This window comes from Streptomyces sp. NPDC016469 (assembly GCF_040632905.1).
Taxonomy (GTDB): Bacteria; Actinomycetota; Actinomycetes; order Streptomycetales; family Streptomycetaceae; genus Streptomyces.
This window is the reverse complement of sequence record NZ_JBEYCQ010000005.1, coordinates 229,703-256,469: the sequence shown is the minus strand read 5'-3', so window position 1 is coordinate 256,469 and position 26,767 is coordinate 229,703. Positions and strand designations below refer to the sequence as shown.

Sequence of the window (26,767 nt, the reverse complement as noted above, 5' to 3'; positions counted from 1 at the left end):
CGCCCCGGATGGGGACCATTGACTGAGCGGGCGCCCCGGAAGAGGACCATTGACTGAGCGCTCGCTTAGAAAAGAGGCCCGCATCACACGCCGGGTCGGGTGACCCGGGCGCTACGTCCGGGTAATTTCCAGAGCAGTCGTGCCGTACCGCCGGGTCTGCCGGATCCCTCAGGCAGCCTGTCCGCCCTCAGCCCTCATGGAGCCGCGTGATGCCCGAAGCCGTGATCGTCTCTGCCGCCCGTTCGCCCATCGGCCGGGCCTTCAAGGGTTCGCTCAAGGACCTGCGCGCGGACGACCTGACCGCGACGATCATCCAGACCGCCCTGGCCAAGGTCCCCGAGCTGGACCCGAAGGACATCGACGACCTGATGCTCGGCTGCGGTCTGCCCGGCGGCGAGCAGGGCAACAACCTGGGCCGCATCATCGCCGTGCAGATGGGGATGGACCACCTTCCCGGCTGCACGGTCACCCGCTACTGCTCGTCCTCCCTCCAGACGAGCCGCATGGCCCTGCACGCCATCAAGGCCGGCGAGGGCGACGTCTTCATCTCGGCCGGTGTCGAGATGGTGTCCCGCTTCTCCAAGGGCAACTCGGACAGCCTGCCGGACACGCACAACCCGCTCTTCGCGGAGGCCGAGGCCCGCACCGCGGCCCGCGCCGAGGAGTCCGGTGCGAGCTGGCACGACCCGCGCGAGGACGGCCTGGTCCCGGACGCCTACATCTCGATGGGCCAGACCGCGGAGAACCTGGCCCGCCTCAAGGGCGTGACGCGTCAGGACATGGACGAGTTCGGCGTACGGTCGCAGAACCTCGCCGAGGAGGCCCTGAAGAACGGGTTCTGGGAGCGCGAGATCACCCCGGTGACCACGCCGGACGGCACCGTCGTGGCCAAGGACGACGGCCCGCGCGCGGGCGTCACGCTGGAGGGCGTCCAGGGCCTGAAGCCGGTCTTCCGTCCGGACGGCCTGGTCACGGCGGGCAACTGCTGCCCGCTCAACGACGGCGCCGCCGCGCTCGTGATCATGTCCGACACCAAGGCGCGCGAGCTGGGCCTGACCCCGCTCGCCCGGATCGTCTCCACCGGCGTCTCGGGCCTCTCCCCCGAGATCATGGGCTACGGCCCCGTCGAGGCCAGCAAGCAGGCGCTCAAGAGGGCCGGCCTGACCGTCGGCGACATCGACCTCGCGGAGATCAACGAGGCGTTCGCCGCCCAGGTCATCCCCTCCTACCGCGACCTCGGCCTGCCGTTGGAGAAGGTCAACGTCAACGGTGGCGCCATCGCCGTCGGCCACCCCTTCGGCATGACCGGCGCGCGGATCACCGGCACGCTGATCAACAGCCTCCAGTTCCACGACAAGCAGTTCGGCCTGGAGACCATGTGCGTCGGCGGCGGCCAGGGCATGGCCATGGTCATCGAGCGTCTGAGCTGATCAGGGCCGGTTTCGGGCCCCTGCGGGCCACCGAGCCCCGACCGTGACCGAATCTCCCCCAGGATGTGATCTATCTCCTGGGGGAGAGTCGTTTGTGCAGGTCACACCTACAACAGTGGTTCACACCGGGCCCAAAGTCCTGTCCATTTCGTGACGTAATGCACTGACACATGGTGCCGCCAGGGCACAAGCTGATGTAGGAAGTCGGGGGATCGATTGAAACCGGGAGTATGTCAGTGAGCGCCATGCCTATTGCCCTGTTGCTGACCACCGCCGCTGCCACGGCTGTGGGCGCCGCCGCTCTGCACGCCGCTCACGGGCTGCGCAGGCAGGTCTCGGCGCTCCGTAAGGAGCTGGCCGACGGTTACGCCCGTACAGCGGCTGTACCCCCTCAGACCCGCAACGACACCACCTCCGCCGAAGAAATACGCGCGGCCGTCGCCGAGGCGCTGGCCGAGGAGCGCGAGCGGGAGCTCGCCGAGGCCCGCGCGTTCTGGGCCTCGCAGGAGGCGCGCGACGCCGCCGACGCCCCTTCCCTGCTGGGCGGGCTGGCCGGTCTGGGCGAGGACGCCCCGTTCTTCATGCCGCGTCAGAGCGATTTCGCCGGTCTCGACGCGATGGACCTCGAAGCGGCCGAGGCCTTGGACGAGCTGACCGAGCTGGCGGAGCTGCCGGAGACGGAGTTCGCCGAGGACTCCCCCGAGCTGGCCGCGGCCCGCCGCCGCCACCCCTCGCACCCCGACTTCGTCCCCGTACAGACGCCCGTCGTCACCGACCACGAGCGCACCGTGAACCGCCTGGAGGAGCTGGCGGACAGCCGCACGGAGCTGTCCGACGTGCGCCCGGGCCCGCTCGGCACGCTCGACGTGTACGTGTTCGCCGACGGCACGACGCTCTGTATGACCCCCGGCCACCGCGAGACGGCCGAGCGCCTGGCCGAGTCGCTGCGCGCGGGCGAGCACCCGGTGCTGCTGGGCGGCTCCGGCGTCTCGGGGGCGTACGCGCTGACGTTCTCGTGCGGCAAGGAGAACGTCTACATACTCGCCGACCGCGTCATAGCGAGCTTCTGAGCCCGCACCGACGTCGGTCCCCGGCATGACCTGCCGCCTCCCCCCGCGACGCGCGCCCTACTCGAAGGCCCGCGCGGCCGCTTCCTCGACGCATCGCACGGCCTCGTCCAGCTCCTCGGACGGGGCCGTTTCCAGTGCCACGGCCAGGTCGCGGCCGGCGACGGCGAGCTGGTCGCCGACGGCGAACACCCCGGCGTCCGGCATGACCCTGGGCTCCCGGCCGGGCTCCTCGGCGCGCTGGGCCCGCGCCGACAGCTCGCGCGCGGCGGCGAGGCCCCGGGCCGCCGCTCCCCGTTGCAGCCTGCTCTGCGGGGCGGCGCGCAGCCGGTCGGCGAATCGGTCCACGGCGATGATCAGGGGGGTCGTATCGAGCACCCCGCGACCCTACCCGCACACGCGGAAGCGGCCCGCGGCCTCCGGAAGGGAGACCACGGGCCGCTTCGGGGCGGCGGGGCGGATCAGTCGTCGCCGCTGAGGATGGAGAGCAGGCGCAGCATCTCCAGGTAGATCCACACCAGGGTCATGGTGAGGCCGAAGGCGGCCAGCCAGGACTCCTCGCGCGGAGCGCCGTACGCGATGCCGTCCTCGACCTGCTTGAAGTCCAGGGCCAGGAAGCAGGCGCCCAGGATGATGCCGATGACGCCGAAGAGGATGCCGAGGCCACCGCTGCGGAAGCCGAGGCCGTCACCGCCGCCGAAGACGGCGAACAGCAGGTTGACGGCCATCAGGAGCAGGAAGCCCATGGCGGCGGCCATCACGAAGCCGTAGAAGCGGCGGGTGACGCGGATCCAGCGCATCTTGTACGCGAGCAGCACACCGGCGAAGACACACATGGTGCCCATCACCGCCTGCATCACGACGCCGGGCCCGATGTACGTGCTGACCGCGCTGGAGATGACGCCGAGGAAAACACCCTCGAAGGCGGCGTACGCGAGGATCAGCGCGGGTACGGGCTTGCGCTTGAAGGACTGGACCATCGACAGCACGAACGCGATGAGCGCGGCGCCGATGGCGATGCCGTACGACTTGTTGAGGTTCGCCTCGTCCACCGGCAGCAGCGCCCAGGCGAGCGCGGCACCGAGCACGACCGTGCCCAGCGTCATCGCCGTGCGGGTGACGACGTCGTCGATCGTCATCGCGCCGGTACGGGCGGGCGCGGGGGCGCCCGTGGGGGCGTAGGGGTTCGTCGCGTACGGGTTCGGGGCGGTGCCCTGCGCGTACGGGTTGGCACCCGCTGCGGGGGCCCCGGCCTGCGGCGCCGCGTTGAAGCCCGCGTAACCGTTGTCGCGGCTGAAGCCCCGTCGCGAGAAGACCGGGTTGCTGCTCCTCATCTCACTCCTCCATGGCCACCCAGCGTGGCCTTCCCACAAGAGTAATGGGTAGGCAAAGCAATCGTCCTAGTGCCGAAGGAGGATCTTTGCCCCCGGACCGGGCCGTGCGCGGTCACGGTGCGGATGCGTCCGGTCGCCTCCGTCGGCGGACGACCTCACCCGGCGGACCGCCCGCCCGCTTCCCGGGCCGCGCTCTCCACCTCTTCCCTGTGGCGACGCCACCATGCCTCGTCACCGGGCGCCATGTCCTCGCTCCCCCGCCGCAGCCCGGCCGCCCCGTCGATCAGCTCCCGGACGAGGTCGGCGTGCCCGGCATGACGCTGGGTCTCGGCGACGAGGTGGACGAGGATGCGATGGAGCGACAGCGCGGGCCCGCCCTCCCCGGGGAGGACCCCCACCGCGTCGAGACCGAACGCCTCGACGGTCGCGTCGGAGTGCGCCCACACCCGCCGGTACTGCCCGGTGATCTCCTCGCGGGACTCGTCGGCCGTGGCCCACAGGTCGGCGTTCGGCTCGGCGTCCCCGGCGATCCACAGGGCCGGCGCGTCGACGGGCCGGCCGAAGGCGGTCCCGAGGTAGAACGCCTCGGCCCCGGTCACATGCTTGACGAGCCCGAGCAGGTTGGTGCCGGTGGGGGTGAGGGGCCGCCGGATGTCGTACTCGGACAGCCCGTCGAGCTTCCAGAGGAAGGCGTCGCGGGCGTCCTGGAGGTAGAGCCGCAGGTCGTGCTTGTACTGATGCGCATCGGTCATGCGCCCAACCTGCCGGTATCCGGTCCCACGCCCCACCGGACTTCCCAGCCACTGGACACCTCCCGCTCCGCGGCGGCCTCCGCCAGACGGTCAAAGGTGCCCGCCAGCACCGCCCTCCGCTCGTCCTTGAATCCGTCGGCGGGCTCCAGCCCGTCGACGGTCCGCTCCCACACGGCCATGTACGTTTCCCGCCGGCCCCGGATCACCTCCGGCGCGGGCAGACTGACGCCGGCCCAGCCGCGTTCGCGCAGAAGGAGCAGCAGCTCCGGATTGCAGAGGACGGCCACCCCGTCGTACTCATCGGGCTCGATCCCTGCGGGATCCCCGCCCATGGCCTCGCCCACCTCGGCGACGAGCCGGTCCACCAGCCCGGAAAGTTGATCCGCCGCCGTATCACTGTCGAAATTGCCCGCGCCCCAGGTGCCCATGGCCCCACCCCACGTTGTCGTCGTCCGGGCTGCCATCCCAGCAGCCGGCACTGACAGCGGGGGTTCGTCAGGTTCCCCGGGCGACCGTATCCCTGCGGCGCCGAAGGCGCTGTGGTGCCCGGAACCGGACTCGAACCGGTACGCCCCCGAGGGGCAGCGAGGTTTAAGCTCGCCGTGTCTGCATTCCACCATCCGGGCTTGGCGCGCGGCTCCGCGTTGGCACATGACCCTATCCGGGGGGCCCGGCGCGAGCAGACGAACAGTGGCTCGATGTTGTCTTATTTATCGATCTCTTGAGTCCCCGTCAGCGCACGTCGGAGGCATACCCACATGCCCGGGCGAGATGGCGGCAGTGCGGGGGTGCCGGGTGAATTGACGGAAAGTCGCCGCACCGACACAGTCGATTCGCCAGGGGCGCGCCACCGATCGCCAGGGGCGCGCCACCTCGTGGCTGATTTTAGGTCGCGACCCGGTCGTTCACGCACCGCAGCACCGGGCGGGTCGCCAGCGCGGAGGGGTCCTCCAGCACCGCGCCCGCGACCCGGATCGTGGTGCTCTCGCCGGGGAGGAGCGTGACGAGCATCGTGTCGGCCTCGGCGTCCGGGTGGAGGCGGTCGGGGAAGAGGCAGAGGTCCCGGAGAAGGGTCTCCGCCGTCACCTCGACGCGGTACGTGGGGACCGGGGCGCCCTCCTCCGCCGTCACCGTCACCCCGTAGCGCGCCGGCGGAAGGGCGAGGCGTGTGTCCTCCTCGTAGAAGTGCAGGGTCCTGGTGTCGTCCAGGCGGGCGACAAGGAGTTCGCGCGCCGGGTCGGCGGGCGTCGCGAGCGAGGCCGGCAGCGGGACGCTCGTCGTGGTGCGGGGGGCCGTGGTCACCGGCAGGGCCTCCTCGGCCAGGACCGTGCCGTCCAGGGCGTGCCGGGCCAGGCGGAGGCTGCCCGCCCAGGGGGCCGCCGTGTCGTTGACCAGATGGACGGAGCCGTCGCGGACGGCGATCAGGTGGTCCTCGTACACCGAACGCAGCGCGTGCCAGAACGGCTTGCGGCGGCCGTCGCCGTCGACCGCCGACCAGGAGACGACCGGCCAGCAGTCGTTGAGCTGCCAGACGATGGTCCCCATGCAGTACGGGGCGTGGGAGCGGAAGTGGCGGATGCCGAACGCGACGGCGCGGGCCTGGTTGAGCTGGGTGAGCCAGTGCCAGTCGTCGAAGTCCGCGCCGGGCTGCGGCAGATGGTCGCCCAGGCCGCGCAGCAGCTTCGCGTCGCCGTCCTCGGCCTTCTGGTGGTGGGCCAGGAGCGGGGCGCCCGGGGTGAGCGGGCCGCTGACCGCGCGGCGGAGTGTGGCGTACGCGGGCGGCCCCTGGAAGCCGAACTCCGCGACGAAACGCGGCACCCGGTCGGCGTAGGCGCGGTAGTCGGCGCGGTTCCACACGTCCCAGATGTGGATGGTGCCCCGCTCCGGGTCCTGCGGGTGGGCGTCGGGGCTGCCGGAGTACGGCGATCCCGGCCAGTACGGGCGGGTCGGGTCGGTCTCGGCGACGATGGCGGGCAGCAGCCGGTGGTAGTAGCCGTGGCCCCAGGTGCGGTCGCCGAGCTCCTTCTGCCAGCCCCAGTCGGCGTGGCCCTCCAGGTTCTCGTTGTTTCCGCACCACAGGACCAGGGAAGGGTGCGGGGCCAGACGGGTGACGTTCTCACGCGCCTCGGCCGCCACCTCGTCCCACAGCGGCTGCTCCTCCGGATACGCGGCGCAGGCGAAGGGGAAGTCCTGCCAGACCAGGAGCCCCTTCTCGTCGCACAGTTCGTAGAAGTCGTCGCTCTCGTAGAGCCCGCCGCCCCACACCCGGACCAGGTTGACGTGGGCGGCGACGGCCTGGTCGAGGCGGTCGGAGAGCTGTTGCCTTGTCAGGCGCGAAGGGAAGCAGTCCTCGGGGATCCAGTTCACCCCGCGCACGAAGACCGGCTCGCCGTTCACCGAGATCCGGAACGCCTCCGGTTCGAGCGTGACGGACCGGAACCCCGTGCGGAGGTGGCGGACGTGGTCGCCGACGCGGACCTCCACCTCGTACAGCGGCTGTTCGCCGTGGCTGTGCGGCCACCAGGGCTCGGCCTGCGGGACCGGGAGGCCGGCCGTGACGCGGTGCTCGTCCTGCGAGAGGACGAAGACGGTGCCCGCGCCGACCACCTTGACCGAGCCCGAGACCGGTTCGAGTCCGTCGTGATCGATCTCCAGCTCGGCGGTCAGGAAGGGCACGCCCTCCGGGTCCAGGTCGGGCAGCAGTTTCACGGACGCGATGCGCGGACCGCTCCACGTCTCCAGGGCGACCGGGCGCCAGATGCCGGAGGTGACCAGCGTGGGCCCCCAGTCCCAGCCGAAGTTGCAGGCCATTTTGCGGATGAAGGCGTACGGCTCCGCGTAGGCGCCGGGGCGGTCGCCGAGGCGGTCGCGCAGTTCCTCGGCGTAGGCATAGGGCGCGGTGAACGTCACGTCGAGGGTGTTTTCCCCCTCGCGCAGCAGCTCGTCCACGGGAAACCGGTACGACCGGTGCTGATTCGCCGTCCGGCCGATCTCCGTGCCGTTGAGCAGGACCGTCGCGACCGTGTCGAGGCCGTCGAAGCACAGGGCGGCGTGGTCGTGGCCGTCGGGCGTCCAGCCGAAGGCGGTGCGGTACGTCCAGTCGGTGCGGCCGATCCAGCCGAGCCGGGTCTCGTTGTCGTCCAGATACGGGTCCTCGATGAGCCCGGCGGCCAGCAGGTCGGTGTGGACGCAGCCGGGGACGGTGGCGGGGACGCCGTCGGGAATGCCTCCTGTGGGGAGCCCCGGGGGCACGGGCCCGGCCGGGTGGAGCGTCCAGCCGTCGCGCAGGGGCAGGTGGCGAAGGGTCACGCGGGGGTCCTTCCGCAGTCGGGGAGCTGGGCGCAGGCGACGAAGTGGTCCGGCTCGGTCTCGCGCAGGTCGGTGGCGGCCGGTCCGCTCTCGGACGGGTCCCCGGCCGCCGGTCCGCCCGCCCCGTGGAACGCGCAGGACGTCACCGGCTGCGGAGGGTCCCACGGCTGGTTGAGGCGGGGCACAGCGGCCAGCAGGGTGCGGGTGTACGGGTGGAGGGGGTTGCCGAACACCTTCTGGGTGTCGCCGCGTTCGACCACCCGGCCCCGGCGCAGCACCACCGTCTTCTCCGCCAGGTACGTGCCGAGCGCGAGGTCGTGCGTGATGTAGAGGACGCCGAGTCCGCGTTCCTTGAGCCCGGCCAGGAGGTTGAGGACGTCGATGCGGGTGGAGGCGTCGAGCATGCTGGTGATCTCGTCGGCGACCAGGAAGCTCAGGTCGAGCAGGAGGGCGCGGGCGATGAGCAGGCGTTGCAGCTGGCCACCGCTGAGCTGGTGCGGATAGCGGCCGAGGACCTGCGCGGGGTCAAGGCGCACATCGCGTACCGCCTTCTCGACGCGGTCGGCCCACTCCGCGTCGCGGACGCCCGGGTGGTACGCGCGGCGGACCAGGTCGAAGACGCGGTCGGCGCGGAAGACGGGGTTGTAGCAGGAGAAGGGGTCCTGGAAGACGCCCTGGACGCGGCGGTAGAAGTCCTTGCCGGGCCGCACCCGCTGCCCGTCCAGGGTGAGGGTGCCGGAGCTGACGCCGGTGAGGCCGAGGATCATGCGGCCGATGGTGGACTTGCCGCTGCCGCTCTCGCCGATGAGGGAGACGACCTCGCCGGGGGCCGCGGTGAAGGAGACCCGGTCGACGGCGGTGACGGAGCCGCCTCCGAACGCCCCGGCCCGGTAGGTCTTGGTGACGTGGTCGAGGGTCAGCATCAGGCCTTCCAGCATGCGACGGAGTGGCGGGGGGCGATCTCGACGACCGGGGGCTCCTCGGCGCAGCGCTCGTCCGCGACGGGGCAGCGGTCGCGGAAGCGGCAGCCGGCCGGGGGGTTCAGGAGCGAGGGCGGGGCCCCGGCGATGCCCGTGAGGGGGCGGTCGGCGTGCCGGGCCCCGACCTCGGGGAGCGCGCCGAGCAGGAGCTTGGTGTACGGGTGGCGGGGCGCGGTCGTGAGGGTCTTCGTGGGCGCCTTCTCGGCGAGCTTGCCCGCGTACATGACCATGATGGAGTCCGCGATGTGCGAGGTGAGCCCGAGGTCGTGGGTCACGAAGATCATGCTGGTGACCAGGCCCTTGTCGCGCAGCCCGGTGAGCGCGCCGACGACGGCGCGCTGGGTGGAGACGTCGAGCGCGGAGGTGACCTCGTCGGCGATGAGGACGGACGGGTCGAGCAGGGTGGAGATCACCATGACGGTGCGCTGCTTCATCCCGCCGGACAGCTCGATCGGGTAGCGGTCCAGGACGTCGTGGTCCAGGCCCACCAGGTCGAGCCTGCGGTGCAGTTCGGCGGTGTCCACGCTCGCGCCGCGCGACGCGAGCAGCTCGCGGATCATGCGGCCGATGCGGCGGGTCGGGTTGAGGGCGCTCATCGAGTACTGCGGGACGAGCGAGATCCGGTGGAAGCGGAAGGCGTTCATCGCCCGGTCGTCGGCCACGGGCACGTCGTCGCCGTCCAGCGTGACGGTGCCGCCCGCGTGGCGCATCCGGCCGTCGAGGCGGATCAGCGACTTGCCGAGCGTGCTCTTGCCGCACCCGGACTCACCGGCGAGGCCCAGGATCTCCCCGTCGGCGAGGTCGAAGGAGACGCCGTCCAGGGCCCGTACCTCACCGCGCAGGGTGCGGTAGTGGACCCGGAGGTCGGTCACGGTCAGGGTCATGCGCTCAGACCTCCCGGAGAGCGGTCGCGGTCATGGTCAGGCCTCCCGCAGCTTGGGGTTGAAGACCTCGTCGAGGCCGACGTTGGCGACGTACAGCGCTCCGACGATCGCGGTGATCCCGGCGCCGGGCGGAACGAACCACCACCACATGCCGAGCTGGAGGGCGCTCCACTGCTGGGCGCTCTGGAGCATCAGCCCGAGGGAGACGCCCTCGGTGGGGCCGAGCCCGATGAAGTCGAGCGAGGAGGCGATCAGGACCGAACCGCCGAACAGCAGGATGAACATCATGAAGAGGTACGAGCTCATGTTGGGCGCGATCTCGCGGAAGATGATCCGCCAGGTGCCGCTCCCGCTGAGCCGGGCGAGGTCCACGAATTCGCGGGTGCGCAGCGAGAAGGTCTGTGCCCGGATGGCCCGGGCCGCCCACGGCCAGGAGGTCAGACCGATGAACAGGCCCTGCACGGGCACCGAGCGGACCCCGAGGTACGCGTTGATGATCAGCAGGACGGCGAGCGCGGGCAGCACCAGGACGACGTTGGTGAGCATGTTGAGGATCTCGTCCACGGCACCCCCCCGGTAGCCGGCCAGGAAGCCGACGAGCATGGCGATCACCGCGGCGATGGCGCCGCCGACGACGCCGACCAGGAACGTCGAGCGCAGCCCGTGCACGAACTGGGCGTAGACGTCCTGCCCGAAGGTGGTGGTGCCCATCCAGTACGTGGAGTCGGGCGGGGCCGCCTGCGGGCCGACGTATTCGTTGGGGTCGGCGTTGTCGAGGAGCGGGGGGCCGATGATCCCGACGAGCAGGAGCAGCACGACGACGGTGAACCCGATGAGCAGCTTGGGGTTGCGTACGGCGTAGTGCAGCGTCTCGCGGCCCGGCCGGGCGGCGGGGGCGGAGGGTGCGGCGGGCTCGGTGGCCGGTTCGGGCACGGTGCTCATGACTGGCCTCCTGCCATGCCGGTACGGGTACGGGGATCGACCACGACGTACACGATGTCGATGAGGAAGTTGGCGATCAGGACGCCGATGACGATGAACAGGAACGCGCCCTGGAGCAGGAAGAAGTCCTGGTTCTGGATCGCGGCGAGAATGAGCGAGCCGAGTCCGGGGTACGCGAAGACGATCTCGGTGACGAGCGCTCCGGCGACCAGGACGCCCAGCTGGAGGGCGAGTCCGGTGATCTGGGGCAGGACGGCGTTGCGGAAGGCGTAGCGGCGGATGAGGCGCTGGGGGGCGCCGAGGGCCGAGAGGTAGTTGGAGTAGTCCGACTCCAGCTCGTAGATGATCATGTTGCGCATGCCGATGGCCCAGCCGCCGAGCGCGACGAGGAACAGCGACAGGAACGGCAGCACCCAGTGCTGGAACAGGTCCGCCGCGAAGTCGAAGGACCAGGTGGGCTGGATGTCGAGGCTGTAGCCGCCGGAGAGCGGGAACCAGCCCGCCTTGGAGCCGAGGGCCCAGGCGAGGATGACGGCGATCCACATGTAGGGCATGGCGGTGAGCAGGTAGCCGGCCGGGAGCACGGTGTTGTCGAGCACCTTGCGGCGGGCGGCGAGCGCTCCGGCCCAGTTCCCGACGAACCAGCTGAGCAGGACGGCCGGGATCATCAGCCCGAGGGTGTACGGGAGTGCGTCGAGCAGAACGTCGGCGACGGGTTTGGGGAACACCCAGATGGACAGGCCGAAGTCGCCCTGGAGGAGGGCGCTCCAGAAGTGCAGGTACTGCTGCCAGACGGGCTCGTCGAAGCCGAAGAGGTTGTTGTAGTAGGCGCGCATGGCCTCGACGGCCTCGGGCTGCGAGACCCGGGCGCGGGCCACCATGGCGGCGACCGGATCGCCGGGCATGAAGCGCGGGATCATCCAGTTGACGGTGACGGCGACGACGAAGGTCAGCGCGTAGATGAGTAGTTTGCGGGCGAAGTAGCGGCGCAAGAGGGCTCCCCGGAGAGAGCCCCGCCGTGCGGGCTGCGGTCAGGTCGGCGCGCACGGCGGGGCGGTCGTGGAATGGGAGCGGCCGGCCGGGGGAACGCACCCCCGGGGACCGGCCGCTCTCAGAACTGCCGTGTCACTTGGCGGGCTTCAGCTGGGTGAGCGCTTCAAAGCCGCCCATCTCCAGCCAGTTGCGCCACATCGCGGGGGCGTACTTGGGCGCTCCGGGCGCGTCCGAGGGCCAGTTGGTCCAGGTGCCGGTGGTGGACTGGGCCCACAGGCCGTTGTACCAGAGGGGGATGACGGGCATCTCCTTCAGCTGGATGTCCTGGATCCTGGAGATGACCTTCTTCATGCCCTCGGTGTCGTCGGTCTTCACCGCGCCGAGCTGCTGGACGAGCTTCCAGGCGTCCTCGTTCTCGTAGCGGCCGAAGTTGACGGTGTTCTGCTGCTTCTGGACGGGCAGCTGGAACATGTACTCGTAGTACGTCCACGGGGTGCTGGAGAGCTGACGCTCGTTGTTGACGACGAGGTCGAAGTTGCCCTTGCCGCGCTGCTCGTTGAGGGCGTTGGCGTCGGGGAACTCGGTGGTGATCTTGATCCCGGCGGCCTTGGCGGACGAGGCGATGACCTTGGCGGCCTCCATCCAGTCGGTCCAGCCGGTGGGCACGGCCAGCTTCAGGCTGATCTTCGAGCCGTCCTTGTTCTCCACCAGGCCGTCGCCGTCGGTGTCCTTGTAGCCGGCGTCCGCGAGGATCTGCTTGGCCTCGGCGGTGTCGAAGGAGAAGCCCTCGCTCGCGACGAGGCCCTTGTCGATGTACTTGTCCCACTGCGGGAGCAGGCCGGTCGGATCGGCGGCCTTGACCAGGCCCCCGTACACGCCCTTGACGATCTTCCCGGTGTCCACGGAGGCGGCGAGCGCCCTGCGGAAGGCGGCGTCGTTCATCGGCTTCTTCGTGGTGTTGGGCACCAGCCAGGCGGTGTTGGCGGAGAGCATGTAGGGCGGCTCGTCGTAGTACGAGACGACCTTCTTGCTCTTGACCAGGGAGGCGGCGCCGGGCAGGAAGTTGTTGCTCAGGTCCAGCTGGTTCTGGCCGAGCTGGCCGATGACGACCTCGTTGCTGGGGTTGGAGACGTCCACGATGTAGCGGGGCGCGGGCTTCATGGAGAGCGCCTTGACGCCCCACCAGTCGTCACGCCGCTGCCAGACGACCCGGTCCTGGGTGTGGCTCTTCAACGTGTACGCGCCGGTGCCGACGGGCTTGTCGTTGACGCCGTCCAGGACCTCCTTCTCGGACCGTTTGCCCCAGATGTGTTCGGGAACGATGGGCTGCCCGTACAGCGTGAAGTCCCACTCCTGGTAGCGGGCCTCCTTGAAGGTGAAGCGGACCGTGGTGGGGTCCACCGCATCGGCGCCGGAGAGCCAGCTCCACAGGCTGTGGAAGGCGGATGCCTCGATCTTCCCGATCCCGTAGGAGTAGGCGACGTCCTTCGCGGTGAGGGGCTTGCCGTCGGACCACTTGATGCCGGGGCGCAGCTTCACCTCGTACGTCTTGTCCCCGGTCCAGCTGCCCGACTCGGCGAGCCAGGGCGTCAGCTTGCCCGCGTTGGGGTCGAAGTGGAACAGGGTCTCGTAGACCAGGCCCTTGGTGCCGGTGGCGTGGTCCCAGTTGTGCAGCGGGTTGTAGTTGGCCGGAGGCCCCCACTGGGTGCCGGTGGTGTAGAGCGTCTCGTTACGGGGAAGGGCGCCGCCTCCCCCGCCGCCGGAACCGCCCGAGCCGCCCGAAGAGCCGCCCCCCGTGCACGCGGTGGCGGCGAGTGCGATCACGGCGAGCGTGGCCGCGATCCGTCCCCGGAATCCCGTGCCCATCGTCCCTCCTTCTCCCCGCCGTCCTGCCGAGCGGAGCTACTGAACCGGGTAAGTGCCGTGAAGTTAAGGCCGCCCCATGCCCCTGTCAAGAGTGCGGGAGCGCTCCCATTTCATGTACGGCGCAGGCGAGTTGGATGATCGCGGCCGGCGGAGAGGTCCGTGCGCACCCGCCGCTGCGGCTAGGATGCGCACGCTGCACGAACCGGTTAAGCGAGGCCGCATGCCCAAGCACCGCCCCACGATCGCCGACATCGCGGCCCGCGCCGGGGTGTCCAAGGTCGCCGTTTCCTACGCGCTGAACGACCGGCCGGGCGTCTCCCCCGCGACCCGGTCCGCCATCAAGGCCATCGCGCAGGAGATCGGCTGGCGCCCCAACAGCGCGGCCCGCGCCCTCACCCGGGCCAGGGCCGACGCGGTGGGCCTCGCGCTGTGCCGGCCCGCCCGGCTGCTCGGCGTCGAGCCGTTCTTCATGGAGCTGATCAGCGGCATCGAGTCCGAGCTCTCGCCGCGCGGCTGCGCCCTGCTCCTCCAGGTCGTCACGGACCCGGCCCAGGAGCTGGAGGTCTACCGCCGCTGGTGGGGCGAGGGCCGGGTGGACGGCGTCTTCCTCACCGACCTGCGCGGCGCCGACCCCCGCATCGAGGGCGTCGCCGAACTCGGCCTGCCCGCCGTGGCGATCGGCCACCCCTCGGCGGCCGGTCCGCTGCCCGCCGTATGGTCCGACGACGCGGCGGCGGTCCGCGACACCTTCGCGTATCTCGCCGCCCTCGGTCACCGCTCGGTCGCCCGGGTCGCCGGGATGCCGGAGCTGAACCACACCGCCCTGCGCGACCGGGCCCAGCGCGAGGTCTGCGCCGAGCTGGGCCTCGGCGAGCCGGTCATCGTGCACACGGGCTACTCCGGCGACGACGGGGCGCACGCCACGCGCCGCCTGATCAGCTCGCCCGGGCGGCCCACCGCGATCGTGTACGACAACGACATCATGGCCGTCGCCGGGCTCTCGGTCGCCCAGGAGATGGGGCTCGACGTGCCGGGCGACCTCTCGCTCGTCGCCTGGGACGACTCCCAGCTCTCCCGGGTCGTCCGGCCGCCGCTGACGGCGCTGAGCCGCGACATCCCGGCGTACGGGGGCCTCGCGGCCCGCACCCTGCTGTCCCTGGTCACGGACGGTGGCGCGGAGGGATCCGAGGACAGCACGGCCCGCCTGGTGCCACGCGGGTCGACGAGGGCGCCGAAGCAGCTCCCCTAGGCCGCGCGGAGGCGGATGTCATACCCGAGGAGGACGCCGGCGGGCGGATCATGCGACTCAAGAGGGCCCCGGGAACGGGCACCGGGAGTGACGACCGGTGGCCGTCCGGCGGAGACGATGGAGCGGTACCCCTGACCCGGGGGCCCACGCCGACGCGGCGGGCCGCCGGGCGGGCCCCGTCCCGTACGCACCCCACCCTGGAGTCTGCTGTGACCACCATGTCCACCGCTCACCGCGCCACCGCGGTGGCCGCCCGCGCCACGGAACTGTCCAAGGTCTACGGCGAGGGCGAGACCCGGGTGACCGCTCTCGACCGGGTCACCGTGGACTTCCCGCAGGGCGAGTTCACCGCGATCATGGGCCCGTCGGGCTCCGGCAAGTCCACGCTGATGCACTGCGTCGCCGGGCTCGACAGCTTCAGCAGCGGGTCGGTGCGCATCGGCGAGACGGAGCTGGGCTCGCTGAAGGACAAGCAGCTCACGCAGCTGCGCCGGGACAAGATCGGCTTCATCTTCCAGGCGTTCAACCTGCTGCCGACGCTCACCGCCCTGGAGAACATCACGCTCCCGATGGACATCGCGGGCCGCAAGCCGAACCAGGAGTGGCTGCACCGGGTCATCGACATGGTCGGCCTCTCCGACCGGCTGAAGCACCGCCCCACCGAGCTCTCCGGCGGCCAGCAGCAGCGCGTGGCGGTGGCCCGCGCCCTGGCCTCGCAGCCCGAGATCATCTTCGGGGACGAGCCGACCGGCAACCTCGACTCCCGCTCCGGCGCCGAGGTCCTTGGCTTCCTGCGCAACTCCGTGCGCGAACTGGGCCAGACCGTGGTGATGGTGACCCACGACCCGGTCGCCGCCTCCTACGCGGACCGGGTCATCTTCCTGGCGGACGGGGCGATCGTCGACCAGATGATCCACCCCACCGCCGACGGGGTGCTGGACCGGATGAAGGCGTTCGACGCCAAGGGCCGCACCAGCTGAGCCGGCCCGTACCGGCGCTTCGTACCCCTTCCTCCGGCTCCCCGTTCCCCGGGCCGGCAGACACCCAGGACTGACAGACATGTTCCGTACCGCCCTGCGCAACGTGCTCGCGCACAAGGCCAGGCTGCTGATGACGATCCTCGCCGTGATGCTCGGCGTGGCCTTCGTCTCGGGCACCCTGGTCTTCACCGACACCCTCGGCAACGCCTTCCGCAACCAGTCGGCCAAGAGCTACGACGACATCGCCGTCGCCGTCACCACCCACGCCGACCAGCGCGACAAGGAGACCGCCGCCGTCGACGAGGCCACCCTGAAGAAGATCCGGGCCCTGGACGGCGTCGCGTCCGTCACCGGCCGGGTCGACGGCTTCGCCGGGGTCGCCGACCCCGACGGCAAGCTCATCGGCAACGGCTGGTCCAACACCGGCTCCAACTTCGCCCCCGGTCAGGACGGCAAGGACCCCGCGTACGCCTTCACGGACGGCACGGGCCCCACCGAGCCCGGCAGCATCGCGCTGGACCGCGACACCGCGAAGAAGGGCGCGTACGAGGTCGGTGACAAGGTCCGCGTCGCCACCAACGGGCCGGTGAAGGAGTACACCCTCTCCGGGGTCTTCACCACCGAGGACGGCGCCGTCAACGCCGGCGGCAGCCTGGTCCTCTTCGACACCCCGGTCGCGCAGAAGCTGTTCCTGCGCCCCGGCGAGTTCAAGGACGTCTCCGTCACCGCCGCGCCCGGCGCCTCCGACCAGCGGCTGCTGGCGGCCGTGAAACCGCTGCTGCCCAGGGACGCCGAGGCCAAGACCGGCAAGGTGCGCGCGGACGAGCAGGCCGAGGACATCGAGGCGGGGCTCGGCGACCTCAACAAGCTGCTGCTCGCCTTCGCCGGTGTCGCCCTCTTCGTCGGCGTCTTCCTGATCGCCAACACCTTCACCATGCTGGTCGCCCAGCGCACCAAGGAGCTGGCCCTGATGCGCGCCGTCGGCGCGTCCCGCCGCCAGGTCAAGCGCTCGGTGCTCCTGGAGGCGGCCGTGGTCGGCCTCATCGCCTCCGTCGTCGGCTTCGCGGTGGGCCTCGGCCTCGCGACCGGGCTGCGCTCCGCGATGAGCCTGCTCGGCGGCAAGATCCCGGCCGGGCCGCTGGTGATCGCCCCGGTCACGGTGCTCGCCGCGTTCGCCGTCGGCGTCCTGATCACCGTCCTGGCCGCCTGGCTGCCCGCCCGCCGGGCCGCGAAGATCCCGCCGGTCGCCGCGATGAACAGCGCGCACGCGGTGGCCACGGTCAAGTCCCTCGTCGTGCGCAACACCATCGGCGGCGTCATCACGCTGCTGGGCACGGCGGCGATCGTCGGCGGCGCGGCCCAGGCCGGGTCGGACGGCCAGCTGCTCATCGCGGGCGGCACGTTCCTCGCGCTGATCGGCGTCATCGTCCTCATCCCGCTGCTGTCCCGTCCGGTGATCGCCCTGGTGCGCCCGCTGCTGCGGTGGCTGTTCGGGGTCTCCGGCAAGCTGGCCGCGCAGAACGCCGTCCGCAACCCCCGGCGCACCGGGGCCACCGCGTCCGCGCTGGCGATCGGCCTCACCCTCGTCACCGGGATCTCGGTGCTCGGCGTCACCCTCGGCCAAGCGGTCGACAAGGTGACCACGGACAACATCAAGGCCGACTACATGGTCTCGATGGCCAGCGGTGACGCGCTCGACGAGTCGGCGCTGACCGCCCTGGAGAAGGCCGACGGCGTCACCGCCGCCTCGCCCCAGCAGGCCGTCTGGCTGACGATCGGCGGGCAGGGCGTCTCGGCCTCCGGCGTCACCCCGGGCGACGTGCAGCAGGTGCTCACCGTCGACACCGTCGCGGGCTCCCTGGACACCCTGGAGGAGGGCCGGATCGCGGTCGCGGAGAAGACCGCGAAGTCGCACGGCTGGAAGCCCGGGGACACCGTCGAGGTCACGTACCACGACAAGAAGAAGGGCACGCTGAAGGTCGGCGCGCTCTACAAGGACAACGAGTTCCTCTCGCCGGTCCTGATCCCCCGCGCGACCGTCGCCCCGCACGAGGGCAAGGGCGACATCCAGGAGATCTGGGTGAAGTCGGAGGGGGGCGCGAGCGCGGCCAACGAACAGGCGCTGGTGGACGCGCTGGGTGACAACCCGGGCATGAGCATCATGGACCGTCAGGACATCCGGGACATGTTCGGCGGCGGCGTCAACCTCGCGATGAACATCATGTACGGCCTGCTCGGCATGGCGCTGATCATCGCGGTGCTCGGGGTCGTCAACACCCTGGCCATGTCGGTGTTCGAGCGTCAGCAGGAGATCGGCATGCTGCGGGCGATCGGCCTGGACCGGCGCCGGGTCAAGCGGATGATCCGGCTCGAAGCGGTGGTGATCTCGCTGTTCGGCGCGGTGGTCGGCATCGGGCTCGGGCTGTTCCTCGGCTGGGCGATCGGGCAGACCGTGGCCAAGGAGATCCCGCAGTACGTGCTGGTGATCCCGTGGGGCCGGATCGCGCTCTTCCTGCTCCTGGCCGGTCTGGTCGGTGTGCTCGCCGCCCTGTGGCCCGCCCGCAGCGCCGCCAGGCTCAACATGCTGACGGCCATCAAGACCGAGTAACCGGAACGGTACGAGGGAAGGGGCCGGTGTCCGCGGACACCGGCCCCTTCCGTGCCTTACGCCGCTCAGGCGGTCGCGTCGGCCTTCCAGGCGCGGGCGCGCAGCGGCATGCGCGAGGCGCCGTCCGGCTCCGGGCGCACCGCGAGGATCTGGTTGACCCCGATCTTGTTGCGCTCGAAGGAGAGGGCGGACGCGGCCATGTAGAGCCGCCAGACCCGGGCCCGGCCGGGCGAGACCGTCTTCACGGCGCTCTCCCAGCCCCGCTCCAGGTTGGCGACCCACTGACGCAGGGTCAGCGCGTAGTGCTCGCGCAGCGCCTCGACGTCCCGGGCCTCGAAGCCGGCTTCCTCCAGGATGGCGAGGGTCCGGCCGACCGGGGCCAGCTCCCCGTCCGGGAAGACGTACGCGTCGATGAACGCGTCGATCTCGTACGCCGACTCGTCCTTCTCCGGGCGGCGCCCGATCTGGTGGTTGAGGAGGCGCCCGCCGGGCTTGAGGAGGGCGAAGAGGTCGTCGGCGTACTCCCGGTAGCGGACGGAGCCGACGTGCTCCGCCATGCCGATGGACGAGATGGCGTCGTAGGGCCCGTCGCGGACGTCCCGGTAGTCCTGGACCCGGATCTCCACACGGTCGGTCAGACCCTCGTCGGCGATGCGCTTCCGGGCGTAGGCGGCCTGTTCGGTGGAGAGGGTGACGCCGGTGACGCGGGCGCCGTACTCGCGGGCGGCGTGGATGGCCATGGAGCCCCAGCCGCAGCCGACGTCCAGCAGGCGGTCGCCCTCCTTGAGGGCCAGTTTGCGGCAGACGAGGTCGAGCTTGTCGCGCTGGGCGCCCTCCAGGGTCCCGGCGTCCTCCCAGTAGGCGCAGGAGTAGACCATGGACGGTCCCAGGACCAGTTCGTAGAAGTCGTTGCCCACGTCGTAGTGGTGGCTGATGGCCTCCTTGTCGCGGCGTCTGGTGTGCAGCGTGCCGCTGCGCGCCCGCACCTCCTCGGGCGGCGGGGCGGGCGGCAGCCAGGGCCTGGACAGCTTCAGCAGGTCCGTGGCGGCGGCACGCACCTTCGGGTCGCGCAGTGCCCGGAGGCCGCCCGGCGCGTCGGTCGCGCGCTCCCAGATGAGCCCGGCCATCAGGTCCAGGGCCGCGTAGAGGTCGCCCTCGATGTCGAGTTCGCCGGCCACCCAGGCGCGGGCCAGGCCCAGTTCGCCCGGCTTCCACAGCAGCCGGCGCAGGACCCGGCGGTTTTTGATGACGAGGACGGGGGCCCCGGGCGGTCCGGATTCGCTGCCGTCCCAGGCCCGGACGCGGACCGGTAGGGGTTGGCCCAGCAACTGCTGGGCGAGAGCGGTCAGCCGCGATGCGGCGTCTGCCATGGCGCACACCTCCGTGACGGTGTTTCCCGACGTGCCCAGACATGCCCACACATGTCCCGGACCACGCCCCGGCACCCGGGGCGCCTTGGCGTGGTACATCCCCCACAACAGTCTGCGGCGGCCCGGCCATCCCGCTACCGGGCAAGGGAACGGCAAAATGCGTGCACGCCACACCCATCCGCCGGGGGCGCGGCCCGCGCCGCGCGCCGCCCGCTCGTACCCGGATACGCCGAAGGGGCCGTCCGCACCACGGATGGCGGACGGCCCCTTCGGGCGTCGTACTGCGGCCGCTGGGGCCTCGCGGAGTTAGGAGGCCTTGGCCTTCTCGCCCACGGGCTTGGCGGCGGCCGGCGCGGGGGCCGGCTTGGCGGCCTCGTAGAACTCCTCGCGCGGCGTCTCCATGGCGCCGAGGGAGACGACCTCGCGCTTGAGGAACATCGCGAGGGTCCAGTCGGCGAAGATCCGGATCTTGCGGTTCCAGGTGGGCATCGCCAGACCGTGGTAGCCACGGTGCATGTACCAGGCGAGGCGGCCCTTGAGCTTGATCTTCATCTTGCCCATGACGATCATCGCCACGCCCTTGTGCAGGCCCAGACCGGCGACCGCGCCCTTGTTGGCGTGGCTGTAGTCGGCCTGCGGGAAGCCGCGCATCCCGGAGATGACGTTGTCGCCGAGGACCTTGGCCTGACGCAGCGCGTGCTGGGCGTTCGGCGGGCACCAGGCGTTCGGGTTGCCCGCCTTGCGGCCGACCATGTCCGGGACCTGGGCGTTGTCGCCCGCGGCCCAGATGTAGTCGGTGCCCTGCACCTGGAGCTTCTCGGTGGTGTCCACGTGGCCTCGGGGGCCGAGCGGCAGACCGAAGCGGGCCAGCGCCGGGTTCGGCTTCACACCGGCGGTCCACACGATGGTGTTGGAGTCGACCTCAAGGCCGTTCTTCAGCACCACGTGGCCGTCGACGCAGGAGTCCATGGAGGTCGAGAGGAAGACCTCGACACCGCGGGACTCCAGGTGCTCGCGGCCCCAGGTCCCGAGCTTCGGGCCGACCTCGGGGAGGATCTTGTCGGCGGCGTCGACCAGGATGAAGCGCATGTCCTCGCGCTTCACGTTCGTGTAGTACTTCGCCGCGTCGCGGGCCATGTCCTCGACCTCGCCGATGGTCTCCGCACCGGCGAAACCGCCGCCCACGAAGACGAAGGTGAGGGCCCGGCGGCGGACGTCCTCGTCGGTCGTGGAGTCGGCCTTGTCCAGCTGCTCCAGGACGTGGTTGCGCAGGCCGATGGCCTCCTCGATGCCCTTCATGCCGATGCCCTGCTCGGCGAGGCCGGGGATCGGGAAGGTGCGGGAGACCGCGCCGAGCGCGATGACCAGGTAGTCGAAGGGCAGCTCGTAGGCCTCGCCGACGAGCGGCGCGACCGTGGCGACCTTGCGGTCCTGGTCGATCGTGGTGACACGACCGGTGAGCACCTCGGCCTTGGGCAGGACGCGTCGCAGCGGGACGACGACATGCCGAGGCGAGATGCTGCCGGCAGCAGCTTCGGGGAGGAAGGGCTGATAGGTCATGTACGACCGGGGGTCGACGACCGTGACGGTCGCCTCGCCGTAGCGCATCTTCTTGAGGATGCGCCGAGCTGCGTACAGACCTACGTACCCACCGCCTACTACGAGGATCCTGGGACGCTCCGTGGTGCTCATGCCATCGAGTATCCACCCCACTCGGGGGGCATGCTCGTGAGCCCCTTCACAAGGTTCTGGTCACCCTCTGCTATAGTTCGCCGCCCACGTGACCCAGGTCATGACCCGCACCGGGAACCCCGCTACGGTGGTGAACGTTGTTCACCGCCTGCGAGCTGGCCCTTGGCCCTCGGCCCCGGGCGCGGGGCCCTCACGGTCCACCTGGGCGCAACACTCCCGGAACCTTTCGGTCCGGTCCCCGAGTGACCCCGCTCACCCCCCGCGCGACCCATCCGGAGCAGAAGACCGGCCCGGGGTGGGCAATTCCTTGTGAAGAAGTTCACGAAGTTGGTGGCGAGGCGGCCCGAGACCCGCCCCACCAGGCACGTCCCGCCCACTCAACGGTGCGGGCGGGACGACGCATGAGCGCCCGGCTCACGCCAGCGAGAAGGCGATTCCGTCAAGAATGTCGTGCTCGCTCACCACGACCTCGCGCGCCCCGGTCCGCTCCATCACGGCCTGGAGGATCAGCGCACCGGACGGGATCACGTCGACCCGGCCCGGGTGCATCGCGCCGAACGCCGCGCGCTCCGCATGGGTCGAGGCCAGCAGCCGCGCGGTGATCTCCCGGACCTGCTCCAGGGAGACGCGGGAGTGGTGGATCGCCTCGGAGTCGTACTCCTCGAGCCCCAGGGCTATCGCGGCCACCGTGGTGACCGTCCCCGCCAGGCCCACCAGCGTGGCCGCCGAGGCGAGCGGGACGGTCTCCTCCGCCAGGTCCAGGGCGGCGGCCACATCGGCGCGGATCGCGTCGGCCCCCTCGGGCGGGGGCGGATCGGCGACAACGCCGTCCCGCACGAGGTGGCGCTCGGTCATCCGGACGCAGCCGATGTCCACGGACCGGGCGGCCCGCACCCGGTCGTCGCCCACCACGAACTCGGTGGAGCCGCCGCCGATGTCCACGACCAGGTACGGCTTCGCGAGGTCGTCGCGCCCGGTCAGCTCCTTGGTCGCCCCGGCGAACGAGAACGCGGCCTCCTGGTCCCCGCTGATCACCTCCGGCTCGACGCCCAGGATGTCCAGCACCCCGCGCACGAAGTCGTCCCGGTTCTCCGCGTCCCGGGAGGCGGAGGTGGCGACGAAGCGCACCTTCTCGGCGCCGTGCTCCGCGATCACCGCCGCGTAGTCCCGGCAGGCGGCGAACGTGCGCTCCAGCGCCTCCGGGGCGAGCCGGCCGGTCCGGTCGACGCCCTGCCCCAGCCGGACGATCTCCATCCGCCGGGCGTACTCGACGAGCTCCCCGGTGACCGGGTCGGCGTCCGCGACCAGCAGGCGGATCGAATTGGTACCGCAGTCGATGGCGGCCACGCGCGTCATGTCTGCCGCCCCCTCAGCCCTCGTCCGTTCCCTGCTCGCCGCACGGCGACACGCAGGGGCCCTTGCGCCACCACTCCGGGAGCATCGCGATCGCCTCGTCGCCCAGCGGGTTGACACCGGGTCCGGCCGCCAGCGAGTGCCCGACGAGCACGTGCAGGCACTTCACCCGGTCCGGCATGCCGCCCGCGCTCGGGAAGCCCTCCAGGACCTCGATGGCGTCGCGGCGCGCGATGTAGTCCTCGTGCGCCGCCCGGTAGGCCGCCGCGAGCTCGGGCTCCCTGCCCAGGCGCTCGGTCATCTCCTTCATGACCCCGTTCGCCTCCAGCGTGCCGATCGCGGACGCGGCGCGCGGGCACGTCAGGTAGTACGTCGTCGGGAACGGCGTGCCGTCCTCCAGCCGGGGCTGTGTCTCGACCACGTCCGGGTTGCCGCACGGACAGCGGTGCGCGATGGCGCGCAGCCCGCGCGGCGGGCGGCCCAGCTGCTGCTGGAACGCGGCGATGTCCGCCTCGGTGGGGACGGTGGGCTCGGTCTGGGGAGGGGGCGTTTCCATGCCTGCCTAGGGTGCTGATCGGACTGCTCGAACCGCGGGTTCTGCAGAGGTACGGGGATGGGGACGGCCGTCAGCCGCGGTCGGCGCTGTCCACGCCGTCCCACAGGTTGGAGTGCCAGGGCCGGCCCGTCTCGGCCGGCTTCCCGTTGCGCTCCTCGACCGCGTCGGGGTCGACCACGGTGTAGCCGGTCTCCCCGGGAAGAACGTAGTGCAGGTGCTCGCGGGCCAGCCGCTTGATGTACGCGTCGTCCTGGAGCCGGGCCTTCTGGTCCCGCAGCTCCTCGGTGCGCACCTCGGCCTCCCGCGCCTGCCTGCGCTGGTCGGCGATCTCGTCGCGCTGCGACACGTACTGACGCATCGGGTACGCGAGGGCGACGACCAGGGAGCAGACGACCAGGGCCAGGAAGGCGGCCCGGCCGGTGAGCCGGGAGCGGCGGGCCTGACGCCGGTTCTGGGACCGGTAGACGCGGGCGGCGGTCTGCTCACCGAGCAGCCGCAGCCGGGTCGCGGTGGAGAACCGGTCCCGGTCCTTCACGGCCATGTTCCCGCCTCCCCATTACGACGTCCGTCCCCGCACACGGTACGTGACCGGGCGCGGGGACGGACGGAGGCGGGGGCGGTCGCCCTGCCGGGCTGTCAGCCCTGCTGTGTTCGTCAGCCCTTGAAGCGGGGGAACGCCGAGCGGCCCGCGTACACCGCGGCGTCGTCGAGGATCTCCTCGATGCGCAGGAGCTGGTTGTACTTGGCGACGCGGTCCGAGCGGGCCGGGGCACCGGTCTTGATCTGACCGCAGTTCACGGCGACGGCGAGGTCGGCGATGGTGACGTCCTCGGTCTCGCCGGAGCGGTGCGACATCATGCACTTGAAGCCGTTGCGCTGGGCCAGCTCGACGGCGTCCAGGGTCTCGGTCAGCGAACCGATCTGGTTGACCTTGACGAGCAGGGCGTTGGCGGAGCCCTCCTCGATGCCGCGGGCCAGGCGCTCCGGGTTGGTGACGAAGAGGTCGTCGCCGACGATCTGGACCTTGGCGCCCAGCTTGTCGGTGATGACCTTCCAGCCGGCCCAGTCGTCCTCGTACAGCGGGTCCTCGATGGAGACCAGCGGGTACGCGGAGACGAGCTCCTCGTAGTACTCGGTCATCTCGGCGGCCGAGCGGGACTTGCCCTCGAACTCGTACGAGCCGTCCTTGTAGAACTCCGAGGCAGCGACGTCGAGCGCGAGCGCGATGTCCTTGCCCGGGGCGTAACCGGCCTCCTTGATGGCCTCGATGATGAGGTCGAGGGCGGCGCGGTTGGACTCCAGGTTCGGCGCGAAGCCGCCCTCGTCACCGAGGCCGGTGGACAGGCCCTTGGTCTTCAGGACCTTCTTCAGCGTGTGGTAGACCTCGGCGCCCCAGCGCAGCGCCTCGGAGAAGGACTCGGCGCCGATGGGCGCGATCATGAACTCCTGGATGTCCACGTTGGAGTCGGCGTGCGAGCCGCCGTTCAGGATGTTCATCATCGGAACGGGCAGCAGGTGCGCGTTCGGGCCGCCGAGGTAGCGGAACAGCGGGAGGTCGCTGGCCTCGGAGGCGGCGTGGGCGACGGCGAGGGAGACGCCGAGGATGGCGTTGGCGCCGAGCGAGCCCTTGTTCTCCGTGGCGTCCAGGTCGAACATCGCCTGGTCGATGAGGCGCTGCTCGGTGGCGTCGTACCCGACGAGCTCCGGGCCGATCTGCTCGATCACGGCGAGGACGGCCTTCTCGACGCCCTTGCCCTGGTAGCGGTTGGGGTCGCCGTCGCGAAGCTCAATGGCCTCGAACGCGCCGGTGGAGGCGCCGGACGGAACAGCAGCACGACCGGTGCTGCCGTCGTCGAGGCCGACCTCGACCTCGACCGTGGGGTTGCCCCGGGAGTCGAGGATTTCCCGGGCTACGACGACGTCGATGGACGGCACGAGGCATCTCCTTCTGGGATATGACGCTGGTTGTGCAGGGTCACTTTGGCCTTGCGACAAGAGCCTAACCGGCCCGGCCGTCTGCGTCGGCCGACCGCCCGCCCCCTGGGATGAAAAAGGACCCAAGGGCGGGCATACCGGGGCGGAACATCAAATACTTACTGCTCAGTAACTACAACAGTTGAACGATCCACGAGGTGCGGACCCCTTGATGCGGCGTGCCCCGGCCCGGCACACACGGGGGGGAGAGCGCGTGCCGGGCCGGGGCGGCCTGAGCGATCAGCGAGGAGGGACCGCCGTTGCTTCGTTACTTCGTCAGGTGGAGCTGCTGACCCGGGTAGATCAGGTCGGCGTCCTGGACGATGTCCTTGTTCAGCTTGAACAGCCGCTCCCAGCCGCCCTTGACGTGGCGGTCGGCGGCGATCTTGCTCAGCGTGTCGCCGGCGACGACCTTGTACTCGCCGTCACCCTTGGCGACCTTCTTGCCGGTGGGGGTGGTGACCGTCTTCTTCGGGGCGTCCGAGCGGTCGGAGCGGTTGGTGGCCGGGGCCTCGGTGCGCTCGGCCTTCTTCGGGGCGGCCTCCTGCTTGGGAGCGGCCTCCTGCTTGGCGGCACCGGAGCCGGCGTCGACGCCCGGGTCGACGCCGTCGTTGGTCAGGTTGCCGGCACCGGCGCAGGACCAGGCACCCGGGCCCTGCATGTCGAGGAGCTTCTCGGCGGTGGCGATCTGCTGGGACTTGGTGGCCAGGTCGGCGCGGGGCGCGTACTGCGTACCGCCGGCGGCGGCCCAGCTGGACTGGGAGAACTGCAGGCCGCCGTAGTAGCCGTTGCCGGTGTTGATCGACCAGTTGCCGCCGGACTCGCACTGGGCGACGGCGTCCCACGTGGCGACGGAGGCGGCGGAGGCGTTGGTGGCGCCCATCAGCGGCACGGCGACGGCGGCACCGGCGACACCGGCGAGCGTGGCGACACGGACGGCCTTGGAGGGGCGGCGGTGCTTGTTGCCCTTGCGGTTGAGCAGCATCGAGTCTTCTCCTCACCGACGCCTGCGAGGTGAGCTGTCGGGTTCGGGCCAAGTGAGTTGCCCGGCCGCGCTCCTGGCGCGACTTCACCCCTAGCCGGTCCTGACACGTCTCCCGACGACCAGGCCCAGCGCCTACCTGGGTCCCCCGCTCCTGCCTACGGCGCTTTCGCGTCTGTTCCCTTCGACCGACGGCAGGATTCGGCGTGACGGTCGACGGGGCCCGCGGTGCGAGCGGTTCCGACCGTAATCACACTCAACGGTCATATTCAAAGACGGACATACCGGATAATCATCCCGTAAGAGCATCCGATGAACCCTCATTTGCGCAGGTCGGAACGGATGTGGGGGGACCTCCCGGAAAAGAAGTGTCAGTTCACGCAAAGAGACCCATGTCTCACTCGGTCAAAAGTGGGACATGGGCCTCTTAAACCACCCAAACCTCA

The 26,767-nt window shown here is 70.8% G+C and carries 22 protein-coding genes, 1 tRNA gene and 1 riboswitch; of the genes, 5 read left to right on the top strand and 18 right to left on the bottom strand.

Annotated features, from left to right (window positions below; all coding sequences use genetic code 11):
- The first annotated feature begins 209 nt into the window (after nt 1-209).
- Together ABZ565_RS07870 and ABZ565_RS07865 are read left to right on the top strand one after the other, a co-directional pair.
- Nucleotides 210-1,430 (top strand): acetyl-CoA C-acetyltransferase, encoded by a 1,221-nt coding sequence (locus tag ABZ565_RS07870; RefSeq protein WP_361021736.1) that lies wholly within the window; start codon nt 210-212, stop codon nt 1,428-1,430.
- A gap of 230 nt (nt 1,431-1,660) precedes the next feature.
- Nucleotides 1,661-2,500, top strand: coding sequence for a hypothetical protein (locus tag ABZ565_RS07865; RefSeq protein ID WP_361021733.1), 840 nt, complete (start codon nt 1,661-1,663; stop codon nt 2,498-2,500).
- 57 nt (nt 2,501-2,557) lie between these two features.
- Here the strand turns inward: ABZ565_RS07865 and ABZ565_RS07860 are convergent, their stop codons facing one another.
- The 11 genes from ABZ565_RS07860 to ABZ565_RS07810 all read right to left on the bottom strand — a co-directional run bounded on the left by ABZ565_RS07860 (nt 2,558) and on the right by ABZ565_RS07810 (nt 13,557).
- A complete protein-coding gene (locus ABZ565_RS07860; protein ID WP_361021730.1) occupies nt 2,558-2,875 on the bottom strand; it encodes a hypothetical protein in 318 nt (105 codons plus the stop codon).
- 83 nt (nt 2,876-2,958) lie between these two features.
- Nucleotides 2,959-3,831, bottom strand: coding sequence for a Bax inhibitor-1/YccA family protein (locus tag ABZ565_RS07855; RefSeq protein ID WP_361021727.1), 873 nt, complete (start codon nt 3,829-3,831; stop codon nt 2,959-2,961).
- Between the two features lie 155 nt (nt 3,832-3,986).
- The gene (locus ABZ565_RS07850) at nt 3,987-4,583 is read right to left on the bottom strand and encodes a DinB family protein (protein ID WP_361021724.1); all 597 of its coding nucleotides are present in this window, start codon (nt 4,581-4,583) and stop codon (nt 3,987-3,989) included.
- Nucleotides 4,580-5,011, bottom strand: coding sequence for a DUF4259 domain-containing protein (locus ABZ565_RS07845; protein WP_361021721.1), 432 nt, complete (start codon nt 5,009-5,011; stop codon nt 4,580-4,582). Before ABZ565_RS07845 ends, ABZ565_RS07850 begins: the two co-directional genes overlap by 4 nt.
- 112 nt (nt 5,012-5,123) lie before the next feature.
- Nucleotides 5,124-5,209 (bottom strand) — tRNA-Leu (locus ABZ565_RS07840).
- 259 nt (nt 5,210-5,468) lie between these two features.
- Nucleotides 5,469-7,892, bottom strand: coding sequence for a glycoside hydrolase family 2 TIM barrel-domain containing protein (locus tag ABZ565_RS07835; RefSeq protein WP_361021718.1), 2,424 nt, complete (start codon nt 7,890-7,892; stop codon nt 5,469-5,471).
- Nucleotides 7,889-8,830, bottom strand: coding sequence for an ATP-binding cassette domain-containing protein (locus ABZ565_RS07830; RefSeq protein ID WP_361021715.1), 942 nt, complete (start codon nt 8,828-8,830; stop codon nt 7,889-7,891). The genes ABZ565_RS07835 and ABZ565_RS07830 overlap by 4 nt, the downstream gene beginning before the upstream one ends.
- Nucleotides 8,815-9,756: an ABC transporter ATP-binding protein gene (locus tag ABZ565_RS07825; protein ID WP_143620742.1), complete on the bottom strand. Its 942-nt coding sequence runs from the start codon at nt 9,754-9,756 to the stop codon at nt 8,815-8,817. Before ABZ565_RS07825 ends, ABZ565_RS07830 begins: the two co-directional genes overlap by 16 nt.
- Nucleotides 9,757-9,792: 36 nt before the next feature.
- Complete coding sequence (locus tag ABZ565_RS07820) at nt 9,793-10,698, bottom strand: ABC transporter permease (RefSeq protein ID WP_328900501.1); 906 nt, start codon at nt 10,696-10,698, stop codon at nt 9,793-9,795.
- Nucleotides 10,695-11,690: an ABC transporter permease gene (locus ABZ565_RS07815; protein ID WP_018104064.1), complete on the bottom strand. Its 996-nt coding sequence runs from the start codon at nt 11,688-11,690 to the stop codon at nt 10,695-10,697. Before ABZ565_RS07815 ends, ABZ565_RS07820 begins: the two co-directional genes overlap by 4 nt.
- Nucleotides 11,691-11,823: 133 nt before the next feature.
- Nucleotides 11,824-13,557, bottom strand: coding sequence for an ABC transporter substrate-binding protein (locus ABZ565_RS07810; RefSeq protein ID WP_361021710.1), 1,734 nt, complete (start codon nt 13,555-13,557; stop codon nt 11,824-11,826).
- Between the two features lie 220 nt (nt 13,558-13,777).
- Between ABZ565_RS07810 and ABZ565_RS07805 the strand changes: the two genes are divergently transcribed.
- The 3 genes from ABZ565_RS07805 to ABZ565_RS07795 all read left to right on the top strand — a co-directional run bounded on the left by ABZ565_RS07805 (nt 13,778) and on the right by ABZ565_RS07795 (nt 18,394).
- Nucleotides 13,778-14,806 carry a LacI family DNA-binding transcriptional regulator gene (locus tag ABZ565_RS07805; protein WP_361021707.1) on the top strand — a complete coding sequence of 343 codons (1,029 nt, stop codon included), beginning with the start codon at nt 13,778-13,780 and terminating at the stop codon, nt 14,804-14,806.
- A gap of 209 nt (nt 14,807-15,015) precedes the next feature.
- On the top strand, nt 15,016-15,786 hold the full coding sequence (locus ABZ565_RS07800) for an ABC transporter ATP-binding protein (RefSeq protein WP_018104067.1): 771 nt from the start codon (nt 15,016-15,018) through the stop codon (nt 15,784-15,786).
- A gap of 79 nt (nt 15,787-15,865) precedes the next feature.
- Nucleotides 15,866-18,394: an FtsX-like permease family protein gene (locus ABZ565_RS07795; protein ID WP_361021704.1), complete on the top strand. Its 2,529-nt coding sequence runs from the start codon at nt 15,866-15,868 to the stop codon at nt 18,392-18,394.
- A 65-nt stretch (nt 18,395-18,459) separates the two neighbouring features.
- Here the strand turns inward: ABZ565_RS07795 and ABZ565_RS07790 are convergent, their stop codons facing one another.
- The 7 genes from ABZ565_RS07790 to ABZ565_RS07760 all read right to left on the bottom strand — a co-directional run bounded on the left by ABZ565_RS07790 (nt 18,460) and on the right by ABZ565_RS07760 (nt 26,324).
- Nucleotides 18,460-19,764 (bottom strand): cyclopropane-fatty-acyl-phospholipid synthase family protein, encoded by a 1,305-nt coding sequence (locus ABZ565_RS07790; protein WP_361021701.1) that lies wholly within the window; start codon nt 19,762-19,764, stop codon nt 18,460-18,462.
- A gap of 306 nt (nt 19,765-20,070) precedes the next feature.
- Nucleotides 20,071-21,456, bottom strand: a complete 1,386-nt coding sequence (locus tag ABZ565_RS07785) for an NAD(P)/FAD-dependent oxidoreductase (protein WP_073968545.1) — start codon at nt 21,454-21,456, stop codon at nt 20,071-20,073.
- A 414-nt stretch (nt 21,457-21,870) separates the two neighbouring features.
- A complete protein-coding gene (locus ABZ565_RS07780; RefSeq protein WP_361021697.1) occupies nt 21,871-22,812 on the bottom strand; it encodes a Ppx/GppA phosphatase family protein in 942 nt (313 codons plus the stop codon).
- Between the two features lie 13 nt (nt 22,813-22,825).
- On the bottom strand, nt 22,826-23,365 hold the full coding sequence (locus ABZ565_RS07775; protein ID WP_361021694.1) for a DUF501 domain-containing protein: 540 nt from the start codon (nt 23,363-23,365) through the stop codon (nt 22,826-22,828).
- Nucleotides 23,366-23,435: 70 nt separating this feature from the next.
- Nucleotides 23,436-23,906 (bottom strand): septum formation initiator family protein, encoded by a 471-nt coding sequence (locus tag ABZ565_RS07770; protein ID WP_361021691.1) that lies wholly within the window; start codon nt 23,904-23,906, stop codon nt 23,436-23,438.
- Between the two features lie 113 nt (nt 23,907-24,019).
- Nucleotides 24,020-25,300: a phosphopyruvate hydratase gene (gene eno, locus ABZ565_RS07765; protein WP_018104074.1), complete on the bottom strand. Its 1,281-nt coding sequence runs from the start codon at nt 25,298-25,300 to the stop codon at nt 24,020-24,022.
- Between the two features lie 307 nt (nt 25,301-25,607).
- Entirely contained in the window at nt 25,608-26,324 is a 717-nt protein-coding gene (locus tag ABZ565_RS07760) for a transglycosylase family protein (protein ID WP_361021688.1), read from the bottom strand.
- Between the two features lie 4 nt (nt 26,325-26,328).
- Nucleotides 26,329-26,497: riboswitch (cyclic di-AMP (ydaO/yuaA leader) on the bottom strand.
- Between the last annotated feature and the right edge of the window lie 270 nt (nt 26,498-26,767).